The 26,703-nt window shown below is 64.7% G+C and carries 18 protein-coding genes; 6 read left to right on the top strand and 12 right to left on the bottom strand.

Going from position 1 to position 26,703, the window contains the following annotated elements:
* Positions 1-37: 37 nt before the first annotated feature.
* The 3 genes from PT282_RS00225 to PT282_RS00215 all read right to left on the bottom strand — a co-directional run bounded on the left by PT282_RS00225 (position 38) and on the right by PT282_RS00215 (position 5,408).
* A complete protein-coding gene (locus PT282_RS00225) occupies positions 38-1,279 on the bottom strand; it encodes a Fic family protein (protein ID WP_277167571.1) in 1,242 nt (413 codons plus the stop codon).
* 235 nt (positions 1,280-1,514) lie between these two features.
* Positions 1,515-2,255, bottom strand: coding sequence for a DUF805 domain-containing protein (locus tag PT282_RS00220; RefSeq protein WP_277167569.1), 741 nt, complete (start codon positions 2,253-2,255; stop codon positions 1,515-1,517).
* A gap of 273 nt (positions 2,256-2,528) precedes the next feature.
* Positions 2,529-5,408, bottom strand: coding sequence for a phosphoenolpyruvate carboxylase (locus PT282_RS00215; RefSeq protein ID WP_277167567.1), 2,880 nt, complete (start codon positions 5,406-5,408; stop codon positions 2,529-2,531).
* A 1,054-nt stretch (positions 5,409-6,462) separates the two neighbouring features.
* Between PT282_RS00215 and PT282_RS00210 the strand changes: the two genes are divergently transcribed.
* On the top strand, positions 6,463-8,151 hold the full coding sequence (locus tag PT282_RS00210) for a threonine/serine exporter ThrE family protein (RefSeq protein ID WP_374114118.1): 1,689 nt from the start codon (positions 6,463-6,465) through the stop codon (positions 8,149-8,151).
* 430 nt (positions 8,152-8,581) lie between these two features.
* Here the strand turns inward: PT282_RS00210 and trpS are convergent, their stop codons facing one another.
* Positions 8,582-9,691 (bottom strand): tryptophan--tRNA ligase, encoded by a 1,110-nt coding sequence (gene trpS, locus PT282_RS00205; RefSeq protein WP_277167566.1) that lies wholly within the window; start codon positions 9,689-9,691, stop codon positions 8,582-8,584.
* Between the two features lie 140 nt (positions 9,692-9,831).
* Here trpS and PT282_RS00200 point away from each other — a divergent pair, with 140 nt between their 5' ends.
* From PT282_RS00200 to PT282_RS00185, 4 genes are all read left to right on the top strand, one after another.
* Positions 9,832-10,248, top strand: a complete 417-nt coding sequence (locus PT282_RS00200) for a DUF3073 domain-containing protein (RefSeq protein WP_277167565.1) — start codon at positions 9,832-9,834, stop codon at positions 10,246-10,248.
* A gap of 473 nt (positions 10,249-10,721) precedes the next feature.
* The gene (locus PT282_RS00195) at positions 10,722-11,693 is read left to right on the top strand and encodes a glutamate ABC transporter substrate-binding protein (protein WP_277167564.1); all 972 of its coding nucleotides are present in this window, start codon (positions 10,722-10,724) and stop codon (positions 11,691-11,693) included.
* A 374-nt stretch (positions 11,694-12,067) separates the two neighbouring features.
* A complete protein-coding gene (locus PT282_RS00190; protein WP_277167563.1) occupies positions 12,068-12,751 on the top strand; it encodes an amino acid ABC transporter permease in 684 nt (227 codons plus the stop codon).
* Positions 12,748-13,575, top strand: coding sequence for an amino acid ABC transporter permease (locus tag PT282_RS00185; RefSeq protein ID WP_277167561.1), 828 nt, complete (start codon positions 12,748-12,750; stop codon positions 13,573-13,575). The genes PT282_RS00190 and PT282_RS00185 overlap by 4 nt, the downstream gene beginning before the upstream one ends.
* A 406-nt stretch (positions 13,576-13,981) precedes the next feature.
* Here PT282_RS00185 and PT282_RS00180 read toward each other — a convergent pair whose 3' ends face one another.
* Both PT282_RS00180 and PT282_RS00175 read right to left on the bottom strand, forming a co-directional pair.
* Complete coding sequence (locus PT282_RS00180) at positions 13,982-14,398, bottom strand: sterol carrier family protein (RefSeq protein WP_277167559.1); 417 nt, start codon at positions 14,396-14,398, stop codon at positions 13,982-13,984.
* Between the two features lie 280 nt (positions 14,399-14,678).
* Positions 14,679-14,894 carry a hypothetical protein gene (locus PT282_RS00175; RefSeq protein WP_277167558.1) on the bottom strand — a complete coding sequence of 72 codons (216 nt, stop codon included), beginning with the start codon at positions 14,892-14,894 and terminating at the stop codon, positions 14,679-14,681.
* Positions 14,895-15,096: 202 nt separating this feature from the next.
* Between PT282_RS00175 and PT282_RS00170 the strand changes: the two genes are divergently transcribed.
* Positions 15,097-15,843: a rhomboid family intramembrane serine protease gene (locus PT282_RS00170; protein ID WP_277167557.1), complete on the top strand. Its 747-nt coding sequence runs from the start codon at positions 15,097-15,099 to the stop codon at positions 15,841-15,843.
* A gap of 109 nt (positions 15,844-15,952) precedes the next feature.
* Here PT282_RS00170 and PT282_RS00165 read toward each other — a convergent pair whose 3' ends face one another.
* The 6 genes from PT282_RS00165 to PT282_RS00140 form a co-directional block, all read right to left on the bottom strand.
* Positions 15,953-16,981, bottom strand: coding sequence for an ATP-grasp domain-containing protein (locus tag PT282_RS00165; protein WP_277167556.1), 1,029 nt, complete (start codon positions 16,979-16,981; stop codon positions 15,953-15,955).
* A gap of 10 nt (positions 16,982-16,991) precedes the next feature.
* A complete protein-coding gene (locus PT282_RS00160) occupies positions 16,992-18,326 on the bottom strand; it encodes a PLP-dependent aminotransferase family protein (protein WP_277167555.1) in 1,335 nt (444 codons plus the stop codon).
* Positions 18,327-18,496: 170 nt separating this feature from the next.
* Positions 18,497-19,039, bottom strand: a complete 543-nt coding sequence (locus PT282_RS00155) for a hypothetical protein (RefSeq protein WP_277167553.1) — start codon at positions 19,037-19,039, stop codon at positions 18,497-18,499.
* A gap of 135 nt (positions 19,040-19,174) precedes the next feature.
* Positions 19,175-21,550 (bottom strand): hypothetical protein, encoded by a 2,376-nt coding sequence (locus tag PT282_RS00150; protein WP_277167550.1) that lies wholly within the window; start codon positions 21,548-21,550, stop codon positions 19,175-19,177.
* A 153-nt stretch (positions 21,551-21,703) separates the two neighbouring features.
* Positions 21,704-24,154, bottom strand: coding sequence for a murein biosynthesis integral membrane protein MurJ (locus PT282_RS00145; RefSeq protein ID WP_277167548.1), 2,451 nt, complete (start codon positions 24,152-24,154; stop codon positions 21,704-21,706).
* Positions 24,151-26,664, bottom strand: a complete 2,514-nt coding sequence (locus PT282_RS00140; protein ID WP_277167546.1) for a DUF6049 family protein — start codon at positions 26,662-26,664, stop codon at positions 24,151-24,153. Before PT282_RS00140 ends, PT282_RS00145 begins: the two co-directional genes overlap by 4 nt.
* Positions 26,665-26,703: the final 39 nt, after the last annotated feature.

The raw sequence follows: 26,703 nt of genomic DNA, 5'->3' as shown, positions 1-26,703 counted from the left end.
GATGTTTGAGGGATTGCCCCATCGTTCAAAACGGCCGCTAACCATGCAGGCCGAACAATTCGCAAGCCTGGTGGGAAAGCTGGTAATAGATCGGTCGCTTGCCGACGGTGGAGACCAATCCATTTTCCAATAGCGTGCCTAGTTTGGTGCGGATTCGCGCCTGTCCGACGCCTTCATAGCGGGCAAGCAACGCCCTGGTCAATTGTGGTACTTGTTGGTGGAACAGATGCTGCTGAATCAACATCGAGAGGATGTCGTTGGTGAGGGCGTCCAGACCATGCTGGTGTGAGAACTCCGTTGCCGCTCTTTGCGCGGTGTCTAATGCGTTTTCCTTTTCCGTCAAGTTCTCGTCGAGTCGGTGCTGCGCGGTCTGGATGAATTGCAGCATCTGGATCACAAAGAACGAGACTTCCGAACAGTTCAGTGGGTTCTCGGCGTCTTCGAATGCTTTGTAATAGGCTTGCTTGCCTTCGGCAATCACTGGACTCAGCGACAGTGCCGTCGGCGCCGATAGGTATTTGCGTAGTTGCAGCGCCAACAAGAATCTGCCGGTCCTGCCGTTTCCGTCGTAGAAAGGATGGATGTATTCAAAGGCGTAGTGGCAGATAATCGCTTTGAGCAGTGGGAGGACACCGTCTGCGTGCATGAACGCGAGCATCTGTGTGAGCGCTGTCTGGATGTGTGCTTCAGTGGGCAGTCCTCGATGAATCTCGCGTCCTGTGGCCATGTCCTGGATGCCTACGTGGCCTTTGCGGAACAGCTCGCCATCCGGTTTGTCGTCATCGTCCAGCTCGTGGTCCACGACCTGATCGTAGATATTGCGTATGTCGCCAAGCGATTCCGGTAGCTTTGAGGATTCGCTTTGGGAAATGCCGATATATAATTTGGCGAATTCACTGAATCGGGTGTGGGAAGATTGATTGCCTGCCGATTGCAAGGCCTTCGTGACCTCTTGGCGCGTCGAGCGGACGCCTTCCATCTGATTGGTGCTCAACAGTTCTTCGACGAGTAGGCCGCCGATATAGGCGTTGCGGGCCACGCCGGGTAGTTGCCTCCACGCGCGCTCTACGTTGGTTTCGCAACGCAGGATGTCGCTGATGAGCATGATTGCCTCACTTGACAGTACCGCAAAGACCTTATGCGAACCATCGAGCGTGATATCGGTCTGAATCGTGGAGGGGAGTTCCAGGCGGCGTCGGTATTCTTGTTCGGCGAAGTCGGCTGGTTTCATCGTGGAGGAGCTCGCATGGAGCATGGTGCTGATACTTTTATAGCTCATAAATACCGATTCCTCCTCTAATTGATGTTTTAGTGGCTTATATGCTACCTCTAAATGTCGATTTTGGGACTTTTCGCTATTTAGCTGGCTGGAATCGAGGTGCTATATGTCGATTTCAAGGGTTTTTGATGTTTGAGGGATTGCCCCATCGTTCAAAATTGCCGGTAGGTTTTGGCAAGTGGCGGAATGCCACCAATTTGCAAAACCTACCGGCCGAATCTTAATTTGGCTTTGATTAGTTGGCCTGCGGGCCCTGGGTCGGCTGAGTCGGCGATGTCGGCATGGACTGGGCCGGCTGGTTGGCCTGCGGTGCCGGCTGGGCCGGCTGCGGCTGCTGGGATGGAATGGGCTGCTGGGCCGGAATGGGCTGCTGGGCCGGAATGGGCTGCTGCGCGGGCTGGGTCGGCATGGACTGTGCCGGCTGCTGAGGCATGGACTGGAACGACTGACCCTGAGGGGCCATGGGGAAGGCCTGGCCTACGGGCATGGGCTGGCCGGCACCCATGGGCATGTTGGCCGGGGCGACGGCGACGGGCTTGGCGGTCATGAAGACGAGCCAGAGGATGAAAACAGCCAGAATGAGCAGCGCGCCGATGGCGACGACCGCCGGATTGCCGGAGTCCTCATACATGCCGACGCCGACTCCGAGAACGATGGCGGCGACGAACAGCGCGATGTACATGATCGCCACCCAGTAGCTCTTCTTGCCGGAGTCGTGCAGACGGCGGCAAGTGATGCCGATCATCGGGCAGAGGTTGACGAGATCCCAGAGTCTGGCAACCATGTCGCCCACGTGGTCCGGCAAGAAGAGCGAGACGGCCGAGACAACGCAGCCCAGCAGGAATACCCAGAGCATGGCCCACCAGAACTCGCTGCGGCTGGCGCGGCCTTTGAGTTGGGCGTACTGGCTCCAGTAGCGGGTGAATGCGGTACCGGGCTTGCAGCCGCGGATGGGGGTGGCGATTGGTTTTTGCATGACGATGGCTCTTTCTCTTCTCTGCTGATATAGACAACTATTTTCTAGCACTTCCACTTTACAATGACCAATTTGTTTTTGCCTCTCGGACGGACCTACGGCGAGTCGTCGAAAATGGCGGAATATGGCCGAAAATGTGTGACAGACAAAGCGGGATATGGGGGTGTAATGTGAGGCCGTCTCGGGCCGATCGATACCTCTCCCCAAAAGCAACGGGGCCCGCCGGGAAATCAACGATTCCGGCGGGCCCCGTTTTGGCGATCGGCTATGCGATCAGCCGGTGTTCTGCAGGCCGGCGGCGACACCGGAGACCGTGCAGAGGATGAGGTAGGTGAACCCGCTGAGCTGCTGGTCGTGGCTCAGCTTCTCGTTGTCGACCTTCTTGGCGTTCGTTCCGGAGCCGGTCGAGGTGCCGATCCTGCCGGTGGCGCCAGCGGAGGCCTGGGCCGCGGCCTTGGCGGCGGCGTCCTGGTCCTGCTTCTGCAGCTTGCGCAGGCTGCGCAGGGCGAGCACCTGGATGACGGAGAGCGCGTCGACGTAGGGCGAACGCACGCGGATGGCCTGGCCGAGCACGTGGCGGTGCTGCAGCGGCCAGTCGTCGCCGACGATGGCGAGCACCCACTTGCGGGTCAGCTCCATCTCGTTGAGCACCTTGTCGCGCAGGTCGTCGCGGTCGCCGAGCGCCAGGTACATCTTGGCGATGCGCTCGTCGGTCTTGCCCAGCGACATCTCGATGTTGTCGATGAACGTGGAGAACATCGGCAGCTCCTTGTAGGCGCCGCGCAGGCTGTCGAGGTCATCGAGCTCCTCACACGCCGTGCCCAGGCCGTACCATGCGGCGAGGTTGATGCGCGCCTGCGCCCAGGAGAAGACCCACGGAATGGTGCGCAGGTCATCGAGCGACTTGGCGCCGAGGCCGCGCTTGGCCGGACGGGAGCCGATGGGCAGCAGGCCGATCTCGGTGAGCGGGGTGACCGTGGAGAACCAAGGAGTGAAGTCCTTGGTGCCCAGCAGATCGAGGAAGCGCTTGTGCGCGGCGACGTCGAGCTTGTGGGTCATCGGCCAGTACTTCTTGGTCATCTCCGTGGTCGTCTTCTCCACGCTCGGGGCAGACTGCAGCAGCGTGGCGGCGGCGACGGATTCGACGTGGCGGATGGCCAGCACCGGGTTGCCGTAGCGCGCGAAGATGCTCTCGCCCTGCTCGGTGAGCTTGAAGCGGCAGTTGACGGAGCCGACCGGCTGGGCCAGCACCGCACGGTTCGCGGGACCGCCGCCACGGCCGACCGCGCCGCCGCGTCCATGGAAGAGCGTCAGGTCGATGTCGTGCTTCTTGGCCCACTGGGCGATGCGGCCCTGGGCCTCGTGCAGCGCGAGCGTGGCGGTGGTCGGGCCGGCGTCCTTGGAGGAATCCGAGTAGCCGAGCATGACCTCGAGCTTGCCGCCCGTGGCCTTCAGGCGCGCCTGCACCTCCGGGATCTTGATCATTTCCTCGAGCACGTCGACGCAGTTCTGCAGGTCCTGCAGCTGCTCGAAGAGCGGGATGACGTCGATGGTCGGCACGTCCTTGGGGTTCGAGAACGCCATGCGGTTGAGCTCGTAGACGTCGCGGATGTTCTGCGCCGACTTGGTGAAGGAGATGATGTAGCGGCGGGCGGCCTTCTGGCCGTTGCGCTTCTGGATGGCGCCGAGCGCGCGGAAGGTGTCGAGCACCTCGTGGGTCATCGGCTGCAGCGAGCCGCGTTCGCCGTGCAGGCCGTGCTCGCGGATGTCTTCGAGGGCGCGGGCGTGGACGAGCGAATGCTGGCGGAACTCCATCTCGACGAGCTGGAAGCCGAAGGTCTGCGCCTGCCAGATGACGTCCTGCAGCGGGCCGTAGGCGGCGCGCGGGTCGCCGGCGTCGACGAGCGAGCGCTGCACGGTCTTCAGGTCGGCGATGAACTCGTCACAGTCACGGTACATCAGGTCGGCGTCGCGCACCACGGTGTAGTGGAGGCGCTCGGCCATCACCAGCATGACGGCGCGGTGCATCTCGTTGGAAGAGACGGCCAGGGCCCGGTCGGTCAGGCGCTCGCTCATCTCCTTCTGACGGTTCCACAGCCCCTTGAGTTCGTCGCTCGCGGGCGTGGTGACGCCTTCCATGGTCAGGTTCTTGCCGGCGTTGCGGGTGGCCCGCTCGAGCGCCTGGACGGCGTGGTCGCTGAACTTGCGGGCCACGGCGCGGCTCACCTTGGCGGTGACGTTCGGGTTGCCGTCGCGGTCGGAGCCGATCCAGGAGCCGGGGTGGAAGAAGGCGGGGCACTGCGGCTGCTCGCGGCCGGCCTTGTCGCCCAGCAGCCAGTCGTCGAAGCGACGGTAGACCTGCGGGATGGTGTTGAAGAGGGTGTTGTCGAAGATGTCGAGGATGGTGTCGGCCTCCTCCACCGGGGTCGGCTTCTTGGCGCCGATCGGCGAGGTGCGGAAGAGCGCGTCGATCTCGTTGTAGAGGCGACGGTAGTTCTCCTTCTTGTCGGAGCCGCCCAGCAGCTTGCCCGCGCTGAGCAGGTTGGCGATGCGGCGGATCTTGCCCTCGACGGCCTTGCGCCGCGCCTCGGTGGGGTGGGCGGTGAAGACGGGGTGGAACTCGAGCTTGTCGAGCAGGTCCTTGGCCTTGGCCGGGCCCATCTCATTGATGAGCTGGTGGTAGGCGCCGGTCAGTTCGTTGACCGGATCGGTGGCCGAGTCCTCGGTGACGTCCGCCTCGCGCCTGTGCAGCACGGAGACGCGGTAGTTCTCCTCGCACAGGTTCGCCAGGTGGAAGTAGGTGGCGAAGGCGCGGGCCAGCAGCTGCGCGTCGTGGATGTTGAGCGCGTCGATGACCTTCTCGGCCTTCTCGAGGTTGTCTTCTTTGGGCTGTTCCTTGCCGATGGTTTCGGCGTAATGTTCGGCGCTGGCCTTCACGGCGTAGCCGCGCACGGTGTCGAACGTGGAAAGCAGGCCCTGGTCGTATTCGCCGAGCACCTTGCGAAGAATCTCGAGGCAGAGCGCCATGTCGTTCTTCAGGGATTCGGGGAGGTCGCGTTCCTCCGGGCCCTTGGTGCCCACGCCGGAGGTATACATCGAGGCGTCGGGCTGCGTGATTGGTTGATTGTTGTCTGGCTGTCTTGTTTTTGCCATCAGATCTCCTTCAAGCCAAGCGCCGGTTGCTCGATCTGTTGGCGTTCCGCGGCTCCTCCGCGGTTGTGGTGCCATCTGTTGCGAACCCAAAGCCATTGCCTGGCAAGTTCGCTTCAATTTTAGTGTGACCTAATCGACATTTATGTAACAGGAACCAATAATGGCCATATTGCGGACGGATCGGCGCGGAACGCAAGGCGGGAAGGGTGGAAAATGTATGATGAAAGTGGTGTAAAATGCTCAACGCAATGATGCGGGAGTGAGATTTCAAGGTCTGGAAAATACAGTTGACGCGACAATGCTGGGAATTTGGAGTTATGGCGTGAGCGCGTCGTCCCGCTGACGTTGCTTGGGGCTTGAGCGGTGCGATTTGACCTATCGACGTTGTCGTGCTGATTGCGTTGACGCGCGGATGATTTCGATGGGCGGGCGTGCGCCGGGGCAGTTACGTCGCCAGTGCTAAGAATGGAGTGTCCGGAGGTGGGGTCCGAGAGAACGCCTGCCTGCGTCGCGACCCGGTTGGATGGGCGCGCGAACGCGGGTGCCGCCGGAGCGACGGGGAAGCGCTATGGCTGTCATGATTGCCATGGCGAGGAAAGGGAAGAACTTGACGGACGACGAAATCGGCGAGAACGGTGCGAACGATCGCGGTGGTGACAAGGCCGATGGCTTGAACGGCGGTGACAGGCGGGGTGACCGTGACGGTCGTGATGCTCGTGGTCGTGAAAATGACGGACGTGGCAATCGCAACGATGTGACGGATGGAATGGCACTTGGCGTGGTCCCGGCGCCAACCGAGTCCGCCGATGCCGCACCGGTCGATACCGTGGCCGAGGACATCGAGAAGACGGTTGCCATGACCGACGGGGTCAACGACGCGGCCAGCGGCAACGAGGGCATCGATGACATCTTCGGAGACCTGGACGAGTCGGATTCCGAGGAGTACCGACGCGTGGCCGAGGCGGTGGCCTCCCTTGACGCCAACGGAGGCGGTGACGCTAATGGTGACAGTACGGCCAACGGCACCGGCCGCAACGGCGAGCACCGCGCCAAGGTGCACGACCGCCTGACGCACTACATGCCGCTGGACACCGCCGACATCGAACGCGACTGGGACACTCCGGTGGTCGACGCGGGCATCGCGGCGAAAGCGAGCATCATCGCGCGCGTCGGGCTGCTCGACCTGCGCGCCGGCACGGGAAGCTTCCGCATCCGCGAGCTGATGCACCGCATCGGCTACCCGCTCGGCGTGCACGTGCGGGCGAACATCAACCTCACCGACATGGGCGTCTCGTGCAGCGACGGCGTCAGCCGCATCACCCAGGTCGTCGACCTGCCGACCACGGGCGTGAACACCGAGCGCATCTGGCTGCTCGAGCATTTCGCCGACTGGTTCAGCGTCAACATCGGCGCCCCCGCCACCACCTACCACGCGCAGACCGCGGTCTCGCAGGCGATGGTGCAGGAACTCGACAACCCCGACGCCGAGCGCTCCGTGCTGCGCGCCACCCAGAAGGCGCACCACGAGATCGAGCGGCGCAAGCGGGTGCGCGAGAAGGCCGTCAGGCGGGCGAAGAAGCGCGGGTTCCAGCCGCCGAAGGGCCAGTACGCACAGCATTTCGAGCACATCGGCAAGACGCGCGAGGACATGGCCGCCGAGGCCGCCGGCAAAGCCGCCACCGAGTCCGCCGCTGAGGCCACCGCGAGCTCGACCGCCGATTCGGCCGCCCAGTCCCCCGCCAAGAAACCGAGCCGCGGCATCACCGTCCGCCAGGCGCACGAGCGGCTGAACCTCATCCAGCACCGCAAGCCGCTCTACGCGCCGTGGTTCTCGGCCATCGCCTCGGCCGTGGCGTGCGCGTGCTTCGTCTTCCTGCTCGGCGGCGGCCCCTTCGACATGATCGGCGCGTTCGTCGGCGCGGGCATCGGCCACTGGGTGCGCCGGCGCATGTTCATCCACCACCTCAACCAGTTCTTTGTCACCTTCGTGGCTGTGGCGGTGGCCGCGTTCGCCTGCGTGGGCACGCTGCGCCTGATCGGCATCTTCGACCCGGTCGCCCTGCGCCACGACACCGCCTACATCGGCGCGATGCTCTTCGTCATTCCCGGCTTCCCGCTGATCACCGGCGGCCTCGACATCGCCAAGATGGACCTCCCGAGCGGCATCCAGCGCCTGGTCTACACGCTCGCGCTCATCCTCATGGCCACGCTCGCCGGCTGGATGGTGGCGGCCATCGTCCACCTGAGCCCCCAGGGGTTCGAGCCGCTCGGCCTCAATCCGTGGGTCACCGGCGCCCTGCGTGTGCTCTGCGCGTTCGGCGGGGTCTGGGGCTTCTCGGTGCTCTTCAACTCGCCGCAGCGCATGTGCTTCACCGCCGCGATCATCGGCGCCATCACCGACACCCTGCGCCTCACCATCGTCGATTTCGGCATGCCGCCCGAGGCCGCCGCCTTCCTGGGCGCGATGCTCGCCGGCCTGCTCGCCTCGGTCTGGCGCTCGTCGGTGCGCCACGGGTTCCTGCCGCCCTACCTCGGCTACCCGCGCATCTGCCTGACCGTGCCGTCGATCGTCATCATGGTGCCCGGCCTCTATATGTACCGCGCGATGTTCTACCTGGGCCAGTTCGACACGGCCAACGCGCTGGACTGGGCGTTCCGTGCGTTCATGGTCATCCTGTGCCTGCCGATCGGCCTGGCGATGGCCCGCGTCATCACCGACAAGGCCTGGCGCTACGACGTGTGAGATTCCAGGTTCGGCCGATGGGTTTCAAGAGTGGCTATTCCTGCCATTCCCCAAACCCATCGGCCAAATCCGAAACCATGGCCGTATTATTTGCACAAATTCCTGTTTGTGATTCTAAGAATCGATATTGCACTTCTTAGAATTTTAGATTGTATTCTAAGAATGATGTCACTCTGAGTGCGGCAAGATTGCTTTCTTATCAGAAAAGTGATAAAGAATTGACAAAATTTTGATTTCTTGTCACTGCGATTTACAAGAAATCTGGCAATTTTTAAAAGGATTCAAAGAAATTTAGTCTTGGTTCGTGGAATTGCTAACAGACCAATTTACTATGCTAAGAATTCATTTGCGATTCTTGGAATCTGGAATCGTGTTCTAAGAATCGCAAATATTTACAGTCTTTTGCTCAGTCTTTTGCTTGGTTTGGGATTCAGTACCTCATGCCCATGGCGGCGCGGACCTGGTCGAGGGTCTCCTCGGCGATCTCGTTGGCGCGCTTGTTGCCGTCGCGGATGATGTCGCGGATGTAGTCCATGTCCTTGGCCAGCTCCTCGCGGCGCTCGCGGTGCGGGGCGAGGAAGTCGTTGACCGACTTGGTGACGTACTGCTTCAGGGCGCCGGCGCCCGCGTCGCCGATCTCCTCGGCGATCTCGGCGGGGTCGCGGCCGGTGACCAGGCCGGCGGTGGTCAGCAGCGCCGAGACCTGCGGGCGCTTGACCGGGTCAAAGGTGATGCGGCGTTCGGAATCGGTCGGGCTCTTCTTGATGAGCTTGGCGGTCTCCTGGGCGGTGGCGCTCAGCGAGATGGCGTTGCCGTAGGACTTGCTCATCTTGCGGCCGTCGAGCCCCGGGATCTCGGGGGCGTCGGAGAGGATGGCGGCCGGCTCCGGGAAGACCGGGTTCTTCTTGGCGTAGCGCTCGTTGAAGCGGCGCGCGATGGTGCGTGTGATCTCGATATGTGGCAGCTGGTCCTTGCCCACCGGCACGACGTTGGCCTTGCAGAAGAGGATGTCGCAGGCCTGGTGGACCGGGTAGGTCAGCAGCAGGCCGGTCAGCGCGTGGCCGCTTGCCTCCTTCTCGGCCTTGACGGTCGGATTGCGCAGCAGCTCCGCCTCGGTGACCAGCGAGAGGAACGGCAGCATGAGCTGGTTCTCGGCAGGTGTGGCGGAGTGGGTGAAGATCATGGTCTTGTTGGGGTCGATGCCCGCTGCCAGATAGTCCATCACCATGTTGAGCACGTTCTCGCCGATGTGCTCGGTGGTGTCGCGGTCGGTGATGACCTGGTAGTCGGCGATGAGCACGTTGGTGTGCACGCCTTTGTTCTGCATCTCGACGCGGCCCTTGAGGGTGCCGAAATAGTGGCCGAGGTGCAGGCGGCCGGTCGGACGGTCGCCGGTGAGCATGGTGAACTTGCCCGGGTCCTTCTCGAGCTTCGCCGAAACCGCGTCCGAACGCTTCTTCGCGGCGACGAAACTCGCGCTGATCTCGTTGCCCGCGGCCGTAACCTGTGCTGTGCTCGCGTCGCTCTGCGTGTCCGCCATGACTACCTCTCGAATCGTTGGAAACCCTTGGAAATCTTGTTTTTATGGTAAAAGTCTGAGCCGACAATGAAACGTGGCGAACGGGGTGGTATCCTACATATTGATGGATTAAAGCGACAGAAAAACACTCGGAGGGTCAGATGGGCCGCGGACGTCAAAAGGCGAAACAGAAGAAAATAGCCCGTAAGCTTAAGTATCTGACCACCGATACCGATTATGACGAACTGGCGCGCGAACTGGGGGCGAAGGAGCCCGGCAGCGGCGCGAAGGATCCGTTCGAAGAGGTCGAGGAGCAGTATGGCCGCGCGAACCGTCGCGATGCCAAGTCGCAGGATTCCCCCAGTACTTCCAAGATGACGGAGCAGGCCGATTCGGCCGCCGCTCCCGCCGAGGACGACTTGGACGATTACGCCAAGTGGGCAGCCGAGGCCGCCGCGAAGGCGATGAACCAGGGTGGAGCCAAGGCCGCCGAGAAGAAGGCCGCGGCCAAGCCGCACAAGCCGATTCACATGCCGGTGCCGAGCGCGCTGCGCAAGCCCCGCCCGAGCCAGGCCTGAAGGCAGGTCTCGAAGAACCTCGGAAGCCGGATCGGAAGCCTCGGAGCCGTCGCAAACAAGTTCCGACGAGTCTCGAAAGCCAGGCCCGGGAGCCTCGAAGTAGGCGTGAAAGCCCTCAAGGCAAGGCTTCGTTAGGCCCGGCAATTCGCTGACGGCTAAGAGCCGTGTGCCGCATGGTGCCGCGGTCATACGCGGGTTTGGCCGTGATTGCAACCTTTCGATGGACCGCCATAACCAACGGCGATATCCCATAGGATGAATTTTCGCGGACCGTGGTGTCTCCGGCGTTTAGACTTGAACCACCACCGGTGCGCGGGTCCAGCCGCGCTTTCCTTGGGGCCGGTCGGGTCGTGCCGATCGTATCCGATACCGTGCCTGGCAAGGTGGCTGGACGCACGCGCCACAACCTGTGAACAGGCGGGTTCGGCGCCATGCCGGCTCCGCGACGACAAGAAGAACACGAAGGAGGGCACATGGTGCTTTCGAAAACTAGGAAAAGGACCGCGTTCGGCCTGTTGGCCACGATCGCCGCGTTGGGCATGGCGCTTTCGGGATGCGGCGCCCCCAGCTCGTCGCCGTCCAAGGGCGCGAACGCCACGCAGGCCACGGGCAAGCCGCTCGACACCAAGGCCTATGAGAAGCTCGTCAACTCGGGCGAGGTCGCGAGTGCCTCGAGCGTCGACGCCAACAAGTGGGCCAAGTCCGTCAAGGCCGCGGGCGTGCTCAAGGTGGGCGGCGTGAAGTCCTCCACCCTCTTCTCGCTGCAGAGCCCGGACGACAACAAGGTGCGCGGCTTCGACGCGGGCCTCTCCCAACTGCTCGCCCGCTACATCCTCGGCGACGCCAAGACCTCCGTGAGCGTGGTCGACTCCTCCACCCGCGAGGCCGTGCTGCAGAACGGCACCGTCGACACGGTGTTCGCCACCTATTCCATCAACCCGGCGCGCCAGCAGAAGATCGACTTCGCGGGCCCCTACCTGACCAGCCAGCAGGCCATCCTGGTCAAGTCCACCAACAAGACCATCAACTCCGTGGGCGACCTGGCCGGCAAGAAGGTCGGCGTGCAGGCGGGCTCCACCGGCCCGGCCGTCGTCAAGAAGTTCGCGCCCAAGGCCAGCGCGCAGGAGTTCCAGACCGACGCCGAGCTCGTGCAGGCGCTCAAGCAGGGCCGCATCGACGCCTACGTGGTCGACGAGTCGCTCGTGCTGGGCGACGTGGCCAAGGAGCCCAAGCTGCTCAAGGTCGCCGGCAAGCCCTTCGGCGACAAGGACGAGTACGGCATCGGCCTGCCCAAGGATTCCGACGGCGCCGCGTTCGTCAACGCGTGGCTGAAGAAGATCGAGGCCGACGGTACGTGGGCCAAGCTGTGGAAGATCACTGTGGGCAATCGTACCGGCGTCACCAAGGTGCCGACTCCGCCCGCCATCGACGAGCGGCAGAAGTAGGCCAAGTACCTACGATCCGCAATCCTGTGGCGCCGTCGTCTCGCAAGGGCGGCGGCGCCATTCGCGTACTTGCGGACGGTGGTTGGCTTGTTGGCCGGGGTCGGATGCCGCACCGGCTGGCGTGCCGTTGGGCAATGCCGTACGACGTGGGTCATCGGTGCCGGGCCGGGATCGGCGCATCGTCGCCGAACGCGGATTCTCGGCTGGTCGTCCGTATCCGGGACCCGCATCTGTTCTGTGATTTGCGGAACATTGTCTCCGGCGCGAAACACGCGTGGCGTAGGGTGATGGAAGACTGTACTAGGGCCGCGGGCCAGCCAACGGGGCCGACCCGCGCACGGCACATCGCGACAGGAATGGTGAAGAAGGTGGATATGGCCGAGCATCAGTCATTATGGGGGTCGCTGGCCTACCTCCTCGCGCACTACGGCTGGCAGTACGTCTCCAGCTACGGGGTGGCGCTGCGCATCGGCGTGATCTCGTTTATCGGCGGGCTCGTGCTCGCGTTCGTGCTCACCATGCTGCGCGTGAGCCCCATCCCCCCGCTGCGCGCCGCGGTCTCGTTCTACGTCGAGGTCTTCCGCAACATCCCGGTGCTCGCGCTACTCATCTTCATCGTCTTCGCGCTGCCCGAAATCGGCGTGGTCATCGACTACGAGCCCAGCGTCATCGTCACGCTCATCCTCGTCGCCTCGGCGTTCGGCTGCGACAACCTGCGCAGCGGCATCAACGCCATCGACCCGGGCCAGGTGGAGGCCGCCCGCTCGCTGGGCCTCACCTTCTTCGACATCGTCTCCTCCATCATCATGCCGCAGGCGCTGCGCACCGTGGTGCAGCCGATGGTCACGCTCTTCATCTCGGTCATCGTCAGCTCCTCGACCGGCGCGATGGTGCCGTTGGCCCACACCGAGCTGACCGGCCTGGTCAACCAGATCAACACCAAGGACGCGCTGGGCATCCCCACCTTCGTGGTGGCCGCGCTCTTCTATGTGTGCACGGGCCTGGTGATCGCCGCGATCGGCCGGTTCCTCGAAAGGAAGGTGGCGCTATGTCGATGAGTTCGCATTCGCTGAGCCCCACCGAGGCCGCGCTCTTCGAGGCCGGCGGGCCGCGCACCCGCCGCCGCATCGCGCTGGGCACCGCCGTCGCCGCGCTGGCGCTGGTGGCGCTGCTCGCGTGGGTGGGCTACCGCCTCTATATCAACGGCCAGTTCGACCCGATGTATTGGGAGCTCTTCGCCGACCCGAAGGTCTGGGGATTCCTGGGCATGGGGCTGGTCGGCACCCTGCGCGCGGCGTTCGGCGCCGGCGTGATCGGGCTGGTGTGCGGCCTGGTGCTGATGTTCGGGCGCATGTCGGGCTTCGCGCCGATCCGCTGGCTGGCCACCGCCGTCATCGAGTTCGTGCGCGGCACGCCCACCCTGCTCTTCATCTACTTCTTCTTCCTCGTGCCGGCGCAGTTCGGCATCCACCTGAGCACCTACTGGATGGTGGTCATCCCCGTGGCGAGCTACGCTTCGGCCGTGCTGGCCGAGGTCTTCCGCTCCGGCGTCGAGGCGGTGCCGCTCGGGCAGAAGGAGGCCGCCTACTCGCTGGGCCTCACCCGCTGGCAGATCTACCGTTCCGTCATCCTGCCGCAGATGTTCCGCATCGTGGTGCCGACCATGGTCGCCCAGCTCGTGGTGGTGGTCAAGGACACGACCTTCGGCTACGTGGTGACCTACCCCGAGATGATGCAGAACACCAAGGTGGTCATCGCCAACTACAACAGCCTGCTGCCCGTCTACCTGGTCACCTCGATCATCTACGTGCTCATCAACTACGCGATCTCGTGGTTCGCACGCTGGCTCTCCAAGCGCATGGGCCTCGACTTCAAGGTGTGAGCGCCGGGTTCCGATGCGATGGGTCCTGATGCTGCTGTTTCGGCATGCTTCGGCAAAGGTCGTGTGGCATCAATAAGACAGATTCCAGCTCGCTCCGACGAGGCCGTGGAGCGCCGATGAGACGGATTTCGGCGCGACGGTTTCGGATCTGCTTTGGCAAGGGTGCGTACTGAGGCCAATGAAACGGCTGTCGGTATGACGTTCCATATCGCTTTGGCGGGGCATATGGCATCGATGAAATGGACTTCGAGCTTCCGGGGTGATGGTGTTGTGCCGACGCGACGTCGGTCTCTGGCCTGTGGGGTTCCGGGTGTCGGGGTGGCGGGTTCGGCTCGTTTCGACAAGGGATGGCGCTGACGTCAATAAGACGGGTCCAGAGTTCCGGAGGCTGGCTCAGGCGCCGCCCTCAATCCAGCGGGAGCAGCGCGCTCAGGTCGTCGCGCTCGCCCACCGCGCTGATGCGGCCGGCGTCCTTCTCCTCCGCCCATGAGGTCAGCCCGCACGCCAGGCGCAGCCACACGTCCGGGTCCAGTTCGATGACGTCCGGCGGGGTGAGGTTGTGCGGGTCGGATTCCGGGCCGTCCAGGATCTTGACGGCGCCCCAAGGCGCGATGCGCACCTCCACGCCGGGCCCGGGGGCCTTGTTCTCCAAAAGGTAGAGCGAATATCGCACCGCCATCGCCCAGGTGTTGCGCGGCAGGTCCTGCGGTGAGAACGCGAGGCGCCGCTCCGCCGGTTCGCCGCGATGCCCGTCCGCCGCCTTGCGCCACTGGTCGAGCGCGGCCATGCCCTTTGAGATGTCCTGTTCCCGTATCGCTGCCATACCGTCATTGTATATGGCGCATGCCCGCTCGCGGACTCCGCCGTCGGGCTGCCCGGCTGCCTCGCGATTCGAAGATGCGTCGAAAAGCAGGTTTTTGACCCTGATTTCGTGCTTTTCGACGCAAGCAACCAGTTCAATGCGTCGAAAAGCAGATTTTCGATCCCGTTTTCGTGCTTTTTGACGCATCGGCCGATTCGATGCGACCGGCCGCGAAGGCATAGCAAAAAGGGGACCAGCCATCGGCCAGTCCCCTTGGTTCATGCGTTGCGCATGAGACGAATCAGGCGGTTGCGGCTTGCGGGCCCTCGTCGGCCGTAGGCTCGGCGTCCTTCTCGAGGTCGAGATTGACCGGCGAAGAGCTGTTCGCCCAAGGCTCCTCCCACGGATCGTAGTCGGGGTTCTGCTGCTTGTACATATAGAGACCGACGACCGCGGCGAGCAGACCACCGAAGAGCAGCGCAAAGAACTTCCAACCGTTAGAAGACTTGTTCTCCATGACGGCTCCTTTCCAGAACGAGTTGGCTTGTACGTTCAAACCAACGTACTCCCATCGTAGCCGATTTTTTGTGACGATTGGGTGGAAGGGCCAGGGAAAGCCCGACGGCGCACACACTAACCGTGGTATTCGAAATCGGAGCCGCGGAAAATGGCGGTTTTGTTTTCGTATATCGAGTTAGTGTGTGCGCTATCCTGAGGTAATGGCGAATTTTGGTGGGCGAATCAACCTCAGGGGCCGGAGGGGCGACCTGAAAACGCAATGGATCCTCGGCGGTCCGGTGCTCACATGGGCCATCATCTGCCTGTGCGTGGCGATGTGGCTGGTCGAGATCGTCCTTCGCTACGCCGCGCCCTCCGCGTTCGAGGCGCTGCTCAGCAACGGCGCCATGATCCCGGCGCTGGCGGTGGTGAAGCCGTGGACCTGGCTCACCTCGATGTTCCTGCACGCCCCCTCGGTCCTCCACGTGCTCTTCAACATGCTCGCGCTGCTCTCGATCGGGCCGTTCCTCGAGAAGCTGATGGGCCACTGGCATTTCCTGGCGCTCTACCTCATCTCCGGGCTGGGCGGCGCCGCGGGGCTGGTGGTCTACTGCCGGCTGGTCGGCAACTGGGCGATGTCGGCCTACGGGGCGTCCGGCGCGCTGTTCGGGCTGTTCGCGGCGGTGCTCGTCGTCTTCCGCCGCTCGGGCGAGGACATCCGCTCGATGGTCGTCTTCATGGCCATCAACTTCGCGATGCCGCTGATCACGCCGAACGTGGCGTGGCAGGCGCATGTGGGCGGCTTCCTCGTCGGTCTGGCGCTCACCTGGCTGCTGGCGCGCGGTGTGCCGGCGCTGCGCAGGCGGACGCTCACGGTGCGGATGCTGGTCTATGGCGCGGCCATGGTGGTGGTGCTGGTCGCCGTCATCGTCCTGTGCGTGCCGTCCCGCGCGCAGCTGGGGCTGTGAATCAGGACTTGCGCCATAAACAAGCCGCTGAGACGACGTCACCGGCCCGAAAATGGCGGAATTTCAAGATATCGCCATGTTCGGGCCGGTGACGTGTGGGTGTTGGTCGCTACTCGGCGCGATGCTGGCGGATAACCGATTCGACCAGCTGGGAGTAGAGGTCGGGCAGATGGTGTCCGGCGGCCACCGCGGCCTGCGGCAGCTGCGAGGTGGCGGTCATGCCCGGGGCCACGTTCGATTCCAGGAACTGCGGGGTGCCGTCGGCGTCGACGATGAAGTCGGTGCGGGAGATGTCGCGCAGGCCCAGCGTGTGGTGGGCGGCCAGGGCGGCGTCCTGCGCGGCCTTGAGCGTCTCCTCCGGCAGGCGGGCGGGCACGTAGAAGTCCGTGGGCCCCGGCGTGGTGCGGGCCTCGTAGTCGTAGTCGCCGTCGGGCGTGGAGACTTCCAGCGGAGGCAGCGCCAGCGGCTCGCCGTCGATCTCGAGCACGGAGACCGAGATCTCGGTGCCGATGACGGCCCGCTCCACCAGCGCCACGTCACCGTACGCGAAGCAGTCCACCATGGCCTGCGGCAGCTGCGAGGCCTTGTCGACGCGGGTGCAGCCCATCGCCGACCCGCCCATCGTCGGCTTGACGAAAAGCGGCAGCTTGAGCGAGGAGACCAGCAGGTCCACCACCTTCTTGGCGCCGAGCTCGCGGAACATCGACTCCGGCAGCGTGACCGAATAGGGCGTGGAGAGCCCGCCGAGCTTGCGCACCACGTTCTTGGCGATCGGCTTGCTCCAGGCGGTGCGCGAGGCCTTGGCGCGCGAGCCGATATAGGGCAGCCCCTCCATCTCGAGGATGTCGCGGATGGAACCGTCCTCGCCGTTGGCCCCGTGCAGCAGCGGCCAGACGATGTCGGGGCGGGTCTTGGGCGAGCCCAGATAGGGCAGCAGGTCGTCGTCCATGTCGTGGAAGCGGACGTCGAAGCCGGCCGTCTCGAGGTAGCCGCCGACGCGGTGGCCGCTGGCGAGCGACACGTCGCGCTCGTGGCTCATGCCCCCGCAGATGACCAGCACCTTGGTGGCCGCGCGGTCGATGGGCGTGCTGTCCTTCGCCTTGGCTTGGGGTTTGGTGTTCCTGATGTGCTTTGCCATGATTGCCCTCTCAGTGCTTTCCGTTGTGGCCGTCCGCAGCCGAATCGCCGTTGCCGGCGGCCTCGACGCCCGCCTGGCCGAAGAGCTCGGCGGTCTTCAGCTCGTTGTTCATCACGCCCGCCAGGCGCTGGATGCCGATGGTGATCTTCTCCGGGGTCGGGTAGCAGAACGACAGGCGCATATGGTGCGTGCCGCTGCCGTCGAGGTAGAAGCCGGTGCCGGCCACGTAAGCGACCTTGGCGGTGATGGCACGCGGCAGCATCTCCTTGGAATTGAGCCCCTCCGGGATCTTCAGCCAGATGTAGAAGCCGCCCTTGGGCTTGTTCCAAGAGCAGTATGGCAGGTACTTCTTCAGCGCCGCGTCCATGGTGTCGCAGCGCTCCTTGTACATGCCGCGGTACTGGCTGATCTGCTTCTTCCAGTCGAAGTTGTCGAGGTAGGTGGTGATGGTCATCTGGCTCATGTTCGGCGGGCAGAGGATCGATGCCTCGTTGGCCAGGATGAGCTTCTTGCGGATGCCGGTGGGCGCCACGATCCACGCGATGCGCATGCCCGGCGCGATGATCTTGGAGAAGCTGGAGAGGTAGACCACGTTCTCGGCGTCCATCGAGCGCAGCGCCGGGTAGGTCTGGCCGTCGAAACCGAGCAGGCCATAAGGGTTGTCCTCCACCACCAGCACATGGTGGCGGCGCGCGATCTCGAGGATGCGCGGGCGGCGCTCCACGCTCATGGTCACGCCGGCGGGGTTGTGGAAATTGGGTACGGTGTAAAGGAACTTAACCTTCTTGCCGGCCTTCTTGGCCGCGACGATGGTCTCCTCGAATGACTCGGGGATCAGGCCGTCGGCGTCGGTCATCGCGTTGACCACCTCGACCTGGAAGGAGGCGAAAACGCCCAGCGCACCCACGTAGTTCGGGGCCTCCGTGATCACCACGTCGCCCGGGTCGCACATGATGCGCGTGACCAGGTCGATGGCGTTCTGCGAGCCGTTGGAGATGACCACGTCGTCGGGCTGCACGTCCTTGATGCCCTCGAGCGCCATGATCTGCAGCACGTCCTCGCGCAGATGAGGGTCGCCCTGCGCCGAGCCATACTGCCAGGCCACGTCGCCCTTGTCGAGCAGCATCTTGCCGATGAGCTCGGAAAGCTCCTTGAACGGCAGGTAGTCGAGATAGGGCATGCCGCCGGCCAGCGAGACGACGTCCGGACGCGAGGCCGTGGCGAAGAGGGCGCGGATCTCGGAGGCGCGCATGTTGTCGGCCCGGGCGGCGTAGGAATCCATCCACGGGTCGCTTTTGATGACCTTCGAGCCGCCTTGTTGCATGTCGTTGTTGACAGTTGGCATTGCCGATCCTTCTTATGCTTCGATTATGGTGTCGCCCGCGTGAGGCGAGCCGTACGAAAACTCTAGTTCATGGGCCGAGCCGGCGGTATGGCCGCCGCTAAATCGCCACCGCTTCGTCACGGTTGGCGGCAGGAGGCCTGGTATTGCCCCGAGGCGGATACAAAGACGTTTCAGCGGCACTGAGGGGAGACGACGGTGATGTCGGCGGGTCGTTGGTACGGCTGTTGGCGGTTGAGGTTGCTTATCGTCGGTGCCGCGGTGACGTAGGCCCGATCGCCTTTCCATCGCACGTCCAGATTCCTGTCGTCGCCCGTCGAATGGAAGTAATGGATGGCCGGCGAGAACGGGCGCTGCAGGTAGAGGTCGTCGTGGCGTGCGGACGGCGATTGGGCGACGACCACGTGGCAGCCGCGCGGGCTTGCTGGTTCCAGCCGGTAATAGCCGCTGACGCCGCCGGTGGCGTTCTGGAAGGACCAGAAGACCCACCACACCTGGTAGATGAGCAGCACCATGGTGATGATGGCCAGCACGGCACAGACCTTGCCGAAGATCACGCGGGCCCGTCTGGGCGCGCGAATCGCGAGATATGCCACCAGCAGCCCCACCGAAAGCAGGAAGAGGGCGATGGTGAGCAGCCAGAACACGAACGCGGCCGTCCCGCCGGTCCTCGCCGTCACGGCGACGCCGAAGAAGACGAACGTCGGGTCGATCACGCTAAGTACGAACAGGACGCAGCCCAAAGCGAACGCGACCGCGGCCGCCAACGCGAGCCGGCGACGCCGATGTCGGCGTTCGTCACTTGTCGTCATCGTCTCGCCTCCCGCCCGGCGGCCGTGCTCGCCTGCGCCTTAGAAGAACTGTACCTTTTCAATATAGAGCTGGTTGTTGGGCAGCGACGAGGCGGGGACCCACAGGATGAAGTCCTGCGTGTTCACCTTCTTCTTGAGCTTGACGTCGGTGGTGCCGCTGGCGTCGAAGCTGAACTGCGCGACCTGCTGGCCCTGCGTGGGGTCGTGGTTCGAGCCGGCGATCAGGAAGGCGTTGCCGCCCGAGGAGCGGATCCTGACCACGAAGCGGTAGACGTCCTGCGGCTGGCTCAGGTGCATGTAGTAGCCGTAGCCCTGCTGGCCCGCGGGATTGGTGAGGAACTCCTGCTTGTCGATGTCGAACGGGGTGCTGTTCGCCGGCGCGGCCGGTTTCGGCACGGACTTGGAGCGCTTGTCGGAGGTGCCGGCCTTGCCGTCCTTGGCGTGCGACTTGGCCTTGTGCTGGCCGCTCTTCGCCTTGTCGCCACTCTTCGAGCCGCCGTTGCCTCCGTTGCTGCCGTTGGAATCGGCGTCGCCGCCGAACGGGACCTTGTCGACGTTCATGTCGGGCCATGGGTTCGACACGGAGGACGAATGGTCCTTGCCGGGCTTGTTGGACAGCGCGTAGACCGCCACGCCGAGGGCTGCGACGATGAGGACCACCACGGCGACGATAGCCACCATCTTGGTGGTGAACCTGCCGAAGAGCCGGGCGTCGGCGATGTCCTTGGGCTCCTTGCGCGGGGCCGGCGAGGACTTCGGAGTGAAGCTCGGCGGCGTTACGGGGTTCGCTTCCTCGATGGCCTCCCGTTCGGCCTCGAGCGCCCTGGCCGACTCGTCGCCGGGCAGGATCTCCATGCCGTTCTCGTCCATCATGGGGATGCGGCCGGTGGCCTCGAACTGGTGGCTGTTGACCTCCTGCTCGTCCAGGTCGTCTTCGGGGGCGCCGTCGCCGACGCGGGTGGAGAAGTCGAACTGCATGGTCGGATTGGTGGTCGTGCCCATGTCCGGCGACTGCGCGAAATCGGGGAAGATCGAGTCGTCGGCGGTGGAATCGAAGGACTTGAAGACGTCCGCCATCTCCGCGGCCGTCAGGTCGTGCAGGTCCATGCTCGCGTCGTCGCGCCGTGCCGGCTTGTGCTCGTGGTTGCGCGGCTTGCCCCACCACTTCCTGGACTTGTCGGCTGGCTGGTGCGCCTGGGATTCGTTGGAAGCGTTCGATGCGGTGCCGGCGTTCGCGTCGTTGTCGCCATTGGCCTGGCTGGCGTTGCCGGCCGGAGCCGCCGCGCGACCGTCGCCATTGGCCATCGGTACGGACGCGGTCTGCCCACGGTCACCGGGACGGTTGGCGTTATTGACATTCCGAGCGCCCTGGCCCTGCGAGCCATTGCTCTTGCCGTTGACGGCGTTGCCGCCGTTCCGGTCAACGTTCGCGTTGCCGTCATCGCCGTGCCCCGCGGTACCTTTACGCCCGCGGTTGGCGTTGCCGCCGGCCATGGCCGCACCTGCCACGGCGGCCCCCGCACCGGCGCCCTTGCTCGCCCTGAACTGGGCCTGGCTCTGCACCAGCCCCTCCGGGAACGCGACGATCGCGGCGCGGTCGCTGCGGCGCAGCGCCACCCTGCTGATGGAGGCGGGCCCGTCGACGCTCGGCAGATCGATCTCGGACTTGTCCAGCTCCGCCACCGGCTTCCAGTCGCCCAGCAGCGCTATGAGCTCGGCCAGCGAGACCATGGGAATCGTCGGCTTGTCGTTGCTGTAGCTCACCGTCAGGCCGCGTTCGCAGATGACGTGGAACTCCTCGGGCACCTTCTCCCCCAGCGCCGAAAGGTCGTAGCCGTTGATGGCACCGGTCCGCTGGCCGGTCACCATCGCGTAGAGCAGCGCGGCGATCTGGTGGACGGCGATTTCCTCGGGCGCCATCTTCGGCGTCTTCGCGGTGTTCTTGAGCAGGCCGACGAGCGGCGCGTCCGCAATCTGGACGCCCGCCGGGGTGATGCGCACGATGTCGGTGCTCAGCGCGTTGAACTCCAGGTCGTCATCGAGCAGGAACTGCAGGGCGGTGGCCGTCTCGCCGACGATGGAGCGCATGGCCTCGTAGTCCAGCTTGCGCTTGCTTTCCCCGCCGAGGTAGGCGTTGAGGCTCAGACCCTCGTCGAGCCGGGTGATGAGCAGGGGCACCTCGCCCGAGTGCTTCATCTGGTTGACCTTGGTGAAATGCGTGTTGCGCGAAAGGACCAGTGACGAGGAAATCGCCTCGAAGCCGGCGAACACGGTCCTGTCGGTAACGATGAAGATCTGGCAGTCGCGCGCCAGCATGCGGTCGTTGACCTTCCACGCCTCGAGGCCGGGAACGCTGCGCAACAGCGACACCAACGTATAGCGGTTGCTGATGATGTCTCCGAGCTGTGGCTTCATGGTGGTCTCTACTTCGTGGGGTTGGATGGTCCGGCGAGCGAACGGTCGCTTTCGCCGTTCTCATTCTATCCGTGCGGGTATCCCTGGGGCCCGCTGTTCTGGCAAGGTTTTGTGAAAAGGTGTACGGCGATGCCGTGCGCGCGTCGCCTCGCGCTATTCGGCGCCGTGCCTGGCGGGCGCCGAGGGATCGAAGCCGTCGTCGAAATCGGCGGGCAGATGCAGGGCTTCCGGGGTGAGCCAGCCCAGGTCGTGCGGGTCGTGGGCGGCGGCGTTCCCGGGCCCGGCGTCGGGCTGCCGATCCCGGCGCTCGGAGCGGTTTTGGGTCTGGGTCTGGTCCTGGGTTTGCGGTTGGCTCTGGGGCCGGCTGGGGAGCGGAACTCGGCCGTTCGCGCCGTTCGCCTCGCGGGTGTCGGCGCCGTGCCGGGCTCCCTGCGGGCTGATGAGATCCCTGGGGTGGGTCTGCCGCACGGGTTCGGTCGGCTCCAGCGGATAGGAGAAATCGGCGCTGTCGTCGACCACGGGATTCGGCCTGGGCCAGTCAAGCGAGAGATCGTCTTCGTCCAGCGAGGGGAACGCGGGGAACTGGACATCCGGCACGTCGGTATCCAGAGCCTGCTTCAGCGCGTCCTCGGATTCCTCCGACACCGGGCCTGCGGCCGCCTTGCGCACCTTGGCCTCCAACGGGTCGACCGGCACTTCGGCGTGGTGGCGTGCGGGGGCGTTGCGCGGGATGCTCACGCCTTGGACGTCGATGGGCATCGGCGCAGAATCGTCGGCATCGATGCCATCGGCAGGCTCGCCGGTCTCGCCGAAGTCGTCGGAAGCGTTGAGATCAGAGGATCCATCGGGACGCATATCGCCGTCGAACAGGCTGGAACCCTGGTTCGCGGCCGCCGGCTGGTCGGCCATGTTCGCCATGTCGGGCTCCGCCGGCGCGACGCGTCCGAAGCGGGCCGCCACCCCGTCGACGAACGTGGCCAGCTCGCGGGTGCGCAGGATCGAGAGCGTGCCCACATAGAGCAGCAGGATGATGATGGTGAGCACCACGCAGGTGCCAACCGCCTGGAACCAGTTCATGTGCCCTCCTCGCACGCCGGTGCCGGTCTCGATGTCGGCGCGGAACAGCGCATACGTCGGATGGCGCATGACGAGACCGCCGATTATCGCGATGGCCGAAGCGATAATTCCTTTGACAAACGTAGTCCCGATTCTACGCCCGTCAAGCGTGCCGTTGAAACGCCTGCGCAGCATCGCGAACAGCATCGGGTATGACAGCACATAGCTGGCGGAGAGCACGAAGGCGGTGAGCGAGGCCCAGTTGAACGGCGAGATGACGAGGGTGCCGGCCAGCAGCAGCACCACCTGGATACCCGACTGCACCGCGATGAAAAGGAAGGGATGGAAGCCGTCCTCGAAGGCGTAGAACGTTCGCTGCACGATCAGATAGGTGGAGGAGAACGGCAGCCCGAGCGACAGGAACATCAGCGGCCCCGCGATGAGCACCGCCTCCTTGACGCTGATTGACGGCAGCAGCGCCAGGGTGATCGGCACGGGCATGACCACGAAGGCGACGGTAAAGAAGCACATCATCAGCCACACGTTGCGCCACGACTGGCTCAGGTCGGCGCGGGCGGAGTCGACGTCACGGTCGGCGATGGCCTGCGCGATCTTGGGGAAGACGGCCGTCGCCACCGACACCGCGATAAGCGAATAGGGCAGCAGGTCGATGGTGTTGGCGTTCTGGTAGCTGGCGTTGCCGGCCACGTCGAACTCGCTGATATGCAGCTGCGCCATGGCCCGGCCGGGGATGCTGGTGAGCACGCGCTGGTAGATGACGTTGGCGATCTGGTCGATGACCACGATGCCCACGCCCCAGGCCGCCACGGAGCCCATCGAGCGCAGGCCGATGCCGTGGATGCCCCAGCTCGGCCGGTAGCGCAAGCCGATGCGGGTCAGCGGCGCGAAGAGGATGAGGGCCTGGAAGGCGACGCCCAGCGTCCAGGTGCCCGCGGTGAGCGCGATCTTGCCGGTGGTCCAATAGTCGAGCGGCTGGTGGCTGGCGCGGCCGAACACCACGATGAACGCGGTCAGGCCGATGCAGCTGATCACGTTGGCGCCCACCGAGCTCCATGCGTAGGTGCCGAAATGGTCCTTCGCGGCGAGGATCTGGCCGAGCAGGGTGTAGAGACCATAGAAGAAGATCTGCGGCACGCACCAGAGGGTGAACGAGGTGGTCAGCGCCAGCATGTCCTCGCTGCTGTTGACGTAGAGGCGTACGAGCAGCGGGGTGAGCAAGCCGATGAGCGCGGTGACGCCGAGCAGCAGGATGATGGCGAAGGTGATGAGCTTGTTGAGCCGGTCCTCGGCGTCCTTGGCCTTGAGCGTGCGCACGATCTGGGGGACGAGCACGGCGTTGAAGATGCCGCCCGAGACCAGCGTGAAGACGACCTGCGGCAGGGTGGAGCCGGCCTGGTAGGCGTTGGCGGCGAGGCCGGTGGTGCCCAAGGCGGCGGCGAGCAGGATGGTGCGGACCTGGCCGGTCACGCGCGATGCCGCCGTCCCCACGGCCATCACCAGGGAGTTGTGGCCTACTGAAGAACTCATTCGTCGGGATCCTTTACGCGATGGAATTGGCGCCACAGGCCGAATACGCCGAGCAGGAGCGCGATGACCACGAAGACGATGCCGCTCATGTCGCTCAGGCGCAGGGTGCCGGTGATGCGGGTGGATTGCGGGGCGGAGAACGCGTCGCCGTTTCGGTCGAGCAGCTGCAGGTGCGCGGTGGCGCTGCCCGAGGTGGAGACGCGCACATGGAAGGTGGTCTGGGTCTCGCTGCGGGCCGGCACCTCCACGGTGGCGAAGCGCGAGGTGGCGACCTCCATGGAATTGGTGATCGAGGAGATCCGCACCTTCACCGGGTAGGGGTGGCTGTTGCTCACGGTCACCGGCATCTGCGCCGATTCGCTCACCACGGTGATGGATTCGGAGGGGGTCAGCGAGACGCCGTCGAGCAGCTGGGAGGCGAGGCTCCGGGCGCTCGCGTCCATGCGCTGGGCCGTGGCGTCGTCGGAGGAGAGGGCGTGCAGGGCGATGGCGTCGTGCAGGTTCATGATCGCGTTGAACCAGGTGCAGCCGTCCTTCGAATGCCGCGCGGTGGCGTCGGCGTCCTGGCGGGCGAGGGACTGGGCGTCGCCGGAATCGCTGCCGGGGGTGGCGTTGCCGCCGGCCTTGCTATTTGAGTTGGCTTTGTTGCCAGCGTCGGTGGTTTCGGTTTTGCCGGTTTCGGTTTTGCTGTTGCCGGTATCGTTATCGGTTTTGTTGTTTTTGGCCGTCTTGCCGGTTGTATCGCTGGCCTTGCCATTGCCGCTGCCGTCATTGCCGTCACCGGAGGCCTTCGCGCCGTCATCCGTCGAAGCGGTCGCCGGCGTGGTGAGCACGGAGCTGCCGAACCTGGCGATGTCGTTGCGCGAGGCGGCCAACGAGGCCAGGGTGGCCTTGGTCTTCGCCAGCGCCTGGGCGTGCAGTCCGGTCGAGCCCGCCAATGCCCGGGCCGCGCCCGCGCCGCCGAGACGTGCCTCGCTGCCGGAAAGCGTGCCGAGGTCCTTGAGCGAGAGCCACGGGGCCTGCTCGACGGCGCGCATCAGGCCGTCGGTGTCGTCGATCTCGCCGAGCGAATCCGTGGAATCCTGTGAGAGGCAGACCAGCAGGTCGCGCGAGGCGTACGGCCGTTCCATCTGGTAGAACGCGCTCTGGGCCATGAACCTGGCGAGCCTGCCCGCCGTGCTGCGTTCGCCGTCCGCGGCCCTGTCGGTCGCCTTGCCCTGCGCCAGCCGGCTCAGCTCGCTCTGCGCGCTCAGCACGGTGACGTCGCCGGCGTCGGTGGGCACGTCGAACTTGCCGGTGTGGGTCGTGTCGTCGAGGCCGGCGCCGGATCCCGTCGACCCGGTGGCGTCGATGACGGTGCCATAGCCCTGCCGCTTGGCGTTGGCCAGCGATTCCAGCGTGGAGTTGCCGTCGGCCTGCCAGGCATAGCTCGTTGGCTTGGCGTTCTTGTCGTTGAGGGCGCTGCGGTATTGCGCGACCGCCGTGGCCTCGCTCCAGGATTGCGCGCCCAGCCCCGCCTTCTCGTAGGCGCCGGCGTCGCCGATCGCGGTGTAGGCGTTGATGTCGAAGGCGCCGGGCTGCATGATGCCGCTGGACTTCGGGGGCATCGCCAGCGTCTGTGCGTAGGTCGGATCGGTGACCACCTGCAGCTGTGGATGCTTGGCGATCAGCTGGCTGAGCGAGTGCCCCAGCTTGTCGGCCTTGCCGGTTTTGTCGTTGGCCGCCTGCGATTTGTCGGTTTTCCCGGATTTGTCGGACTTCGCGTCGCCGGCCTTGAGCAGCGCGTTGAGGGTGGCCTGATTATCGGCCACATCCGCGCTACCGGTCCCGCCGTCGGCCTTCTCGCTGATCTGGCCGGTGCGCATCAGCGATTTCAGGGCCGAGTCGTCGACGTGCCAGGCGTCGCTGGTCAGCGGCATCGCGATGGTGATGTTCATGGCCGGGGTGTCGGCGGTGTTGAGCCCGTCCGTCGAACGGGTGAAGAAGGTATGCGTGGTGGCGTAGTTCTCGTCCATCGCGTCGCCGCCCCTGCCCGACTGCGGGGCGTCCGCGGGCCCATAGCTCACGCGCACGGGCTTCGGCCCCCAGCTCACCATCTGGGCGAGCGCGGGATTGTCGGCGTTGACGTCGATGGAGACGGTGGTGGAGGCGCCCTTGGCCAGGGCCGGCACGTTCGTCCGCCCGATCTCGTTGGGCACCGTGATGCGCGAGTCCCCGTCGGCCCACTGCTGGATATCGGTGCGCGAGACGAAAGTATAGAAGCTGTTGGTGGCCACGTCGAGCGCGCCCGCCGCCAGGGCCTTGCCGCTGGTATTGCGCACCTCGGCCTTGAGATGGTAGCCGGAGCCGGCCGTCACCACGCTGGTCTCCTCGGTGATGGAGATGGTGGCCGCGGGGGCCTGCGCCTCGTTGTGCCGCACGTTGGTGCCCTGCGTGACTGGCGCGGGTTCGGGCATCGCATTCGCCGCCGCCGGAGCCAGAAGCGTGCCGAAGGCGCACAGCAGCGTCACCGCGCCGGTCGCAAAGGCCTTCAGACGGCGAAACGGTGT

Origin of the sequence: Bifidobacterium sp. ESL0763 (assembly GCF_029433395.1) — a bacterium.
GTDB lineage: Bacteria > Actinomycetota > Actinomycetes > Actinomycetales > Bifidobacteriaceae > Bifidobacterium.
This window is presented reverse-complemented; position numbering and strand designations above follow the sequence as displayed.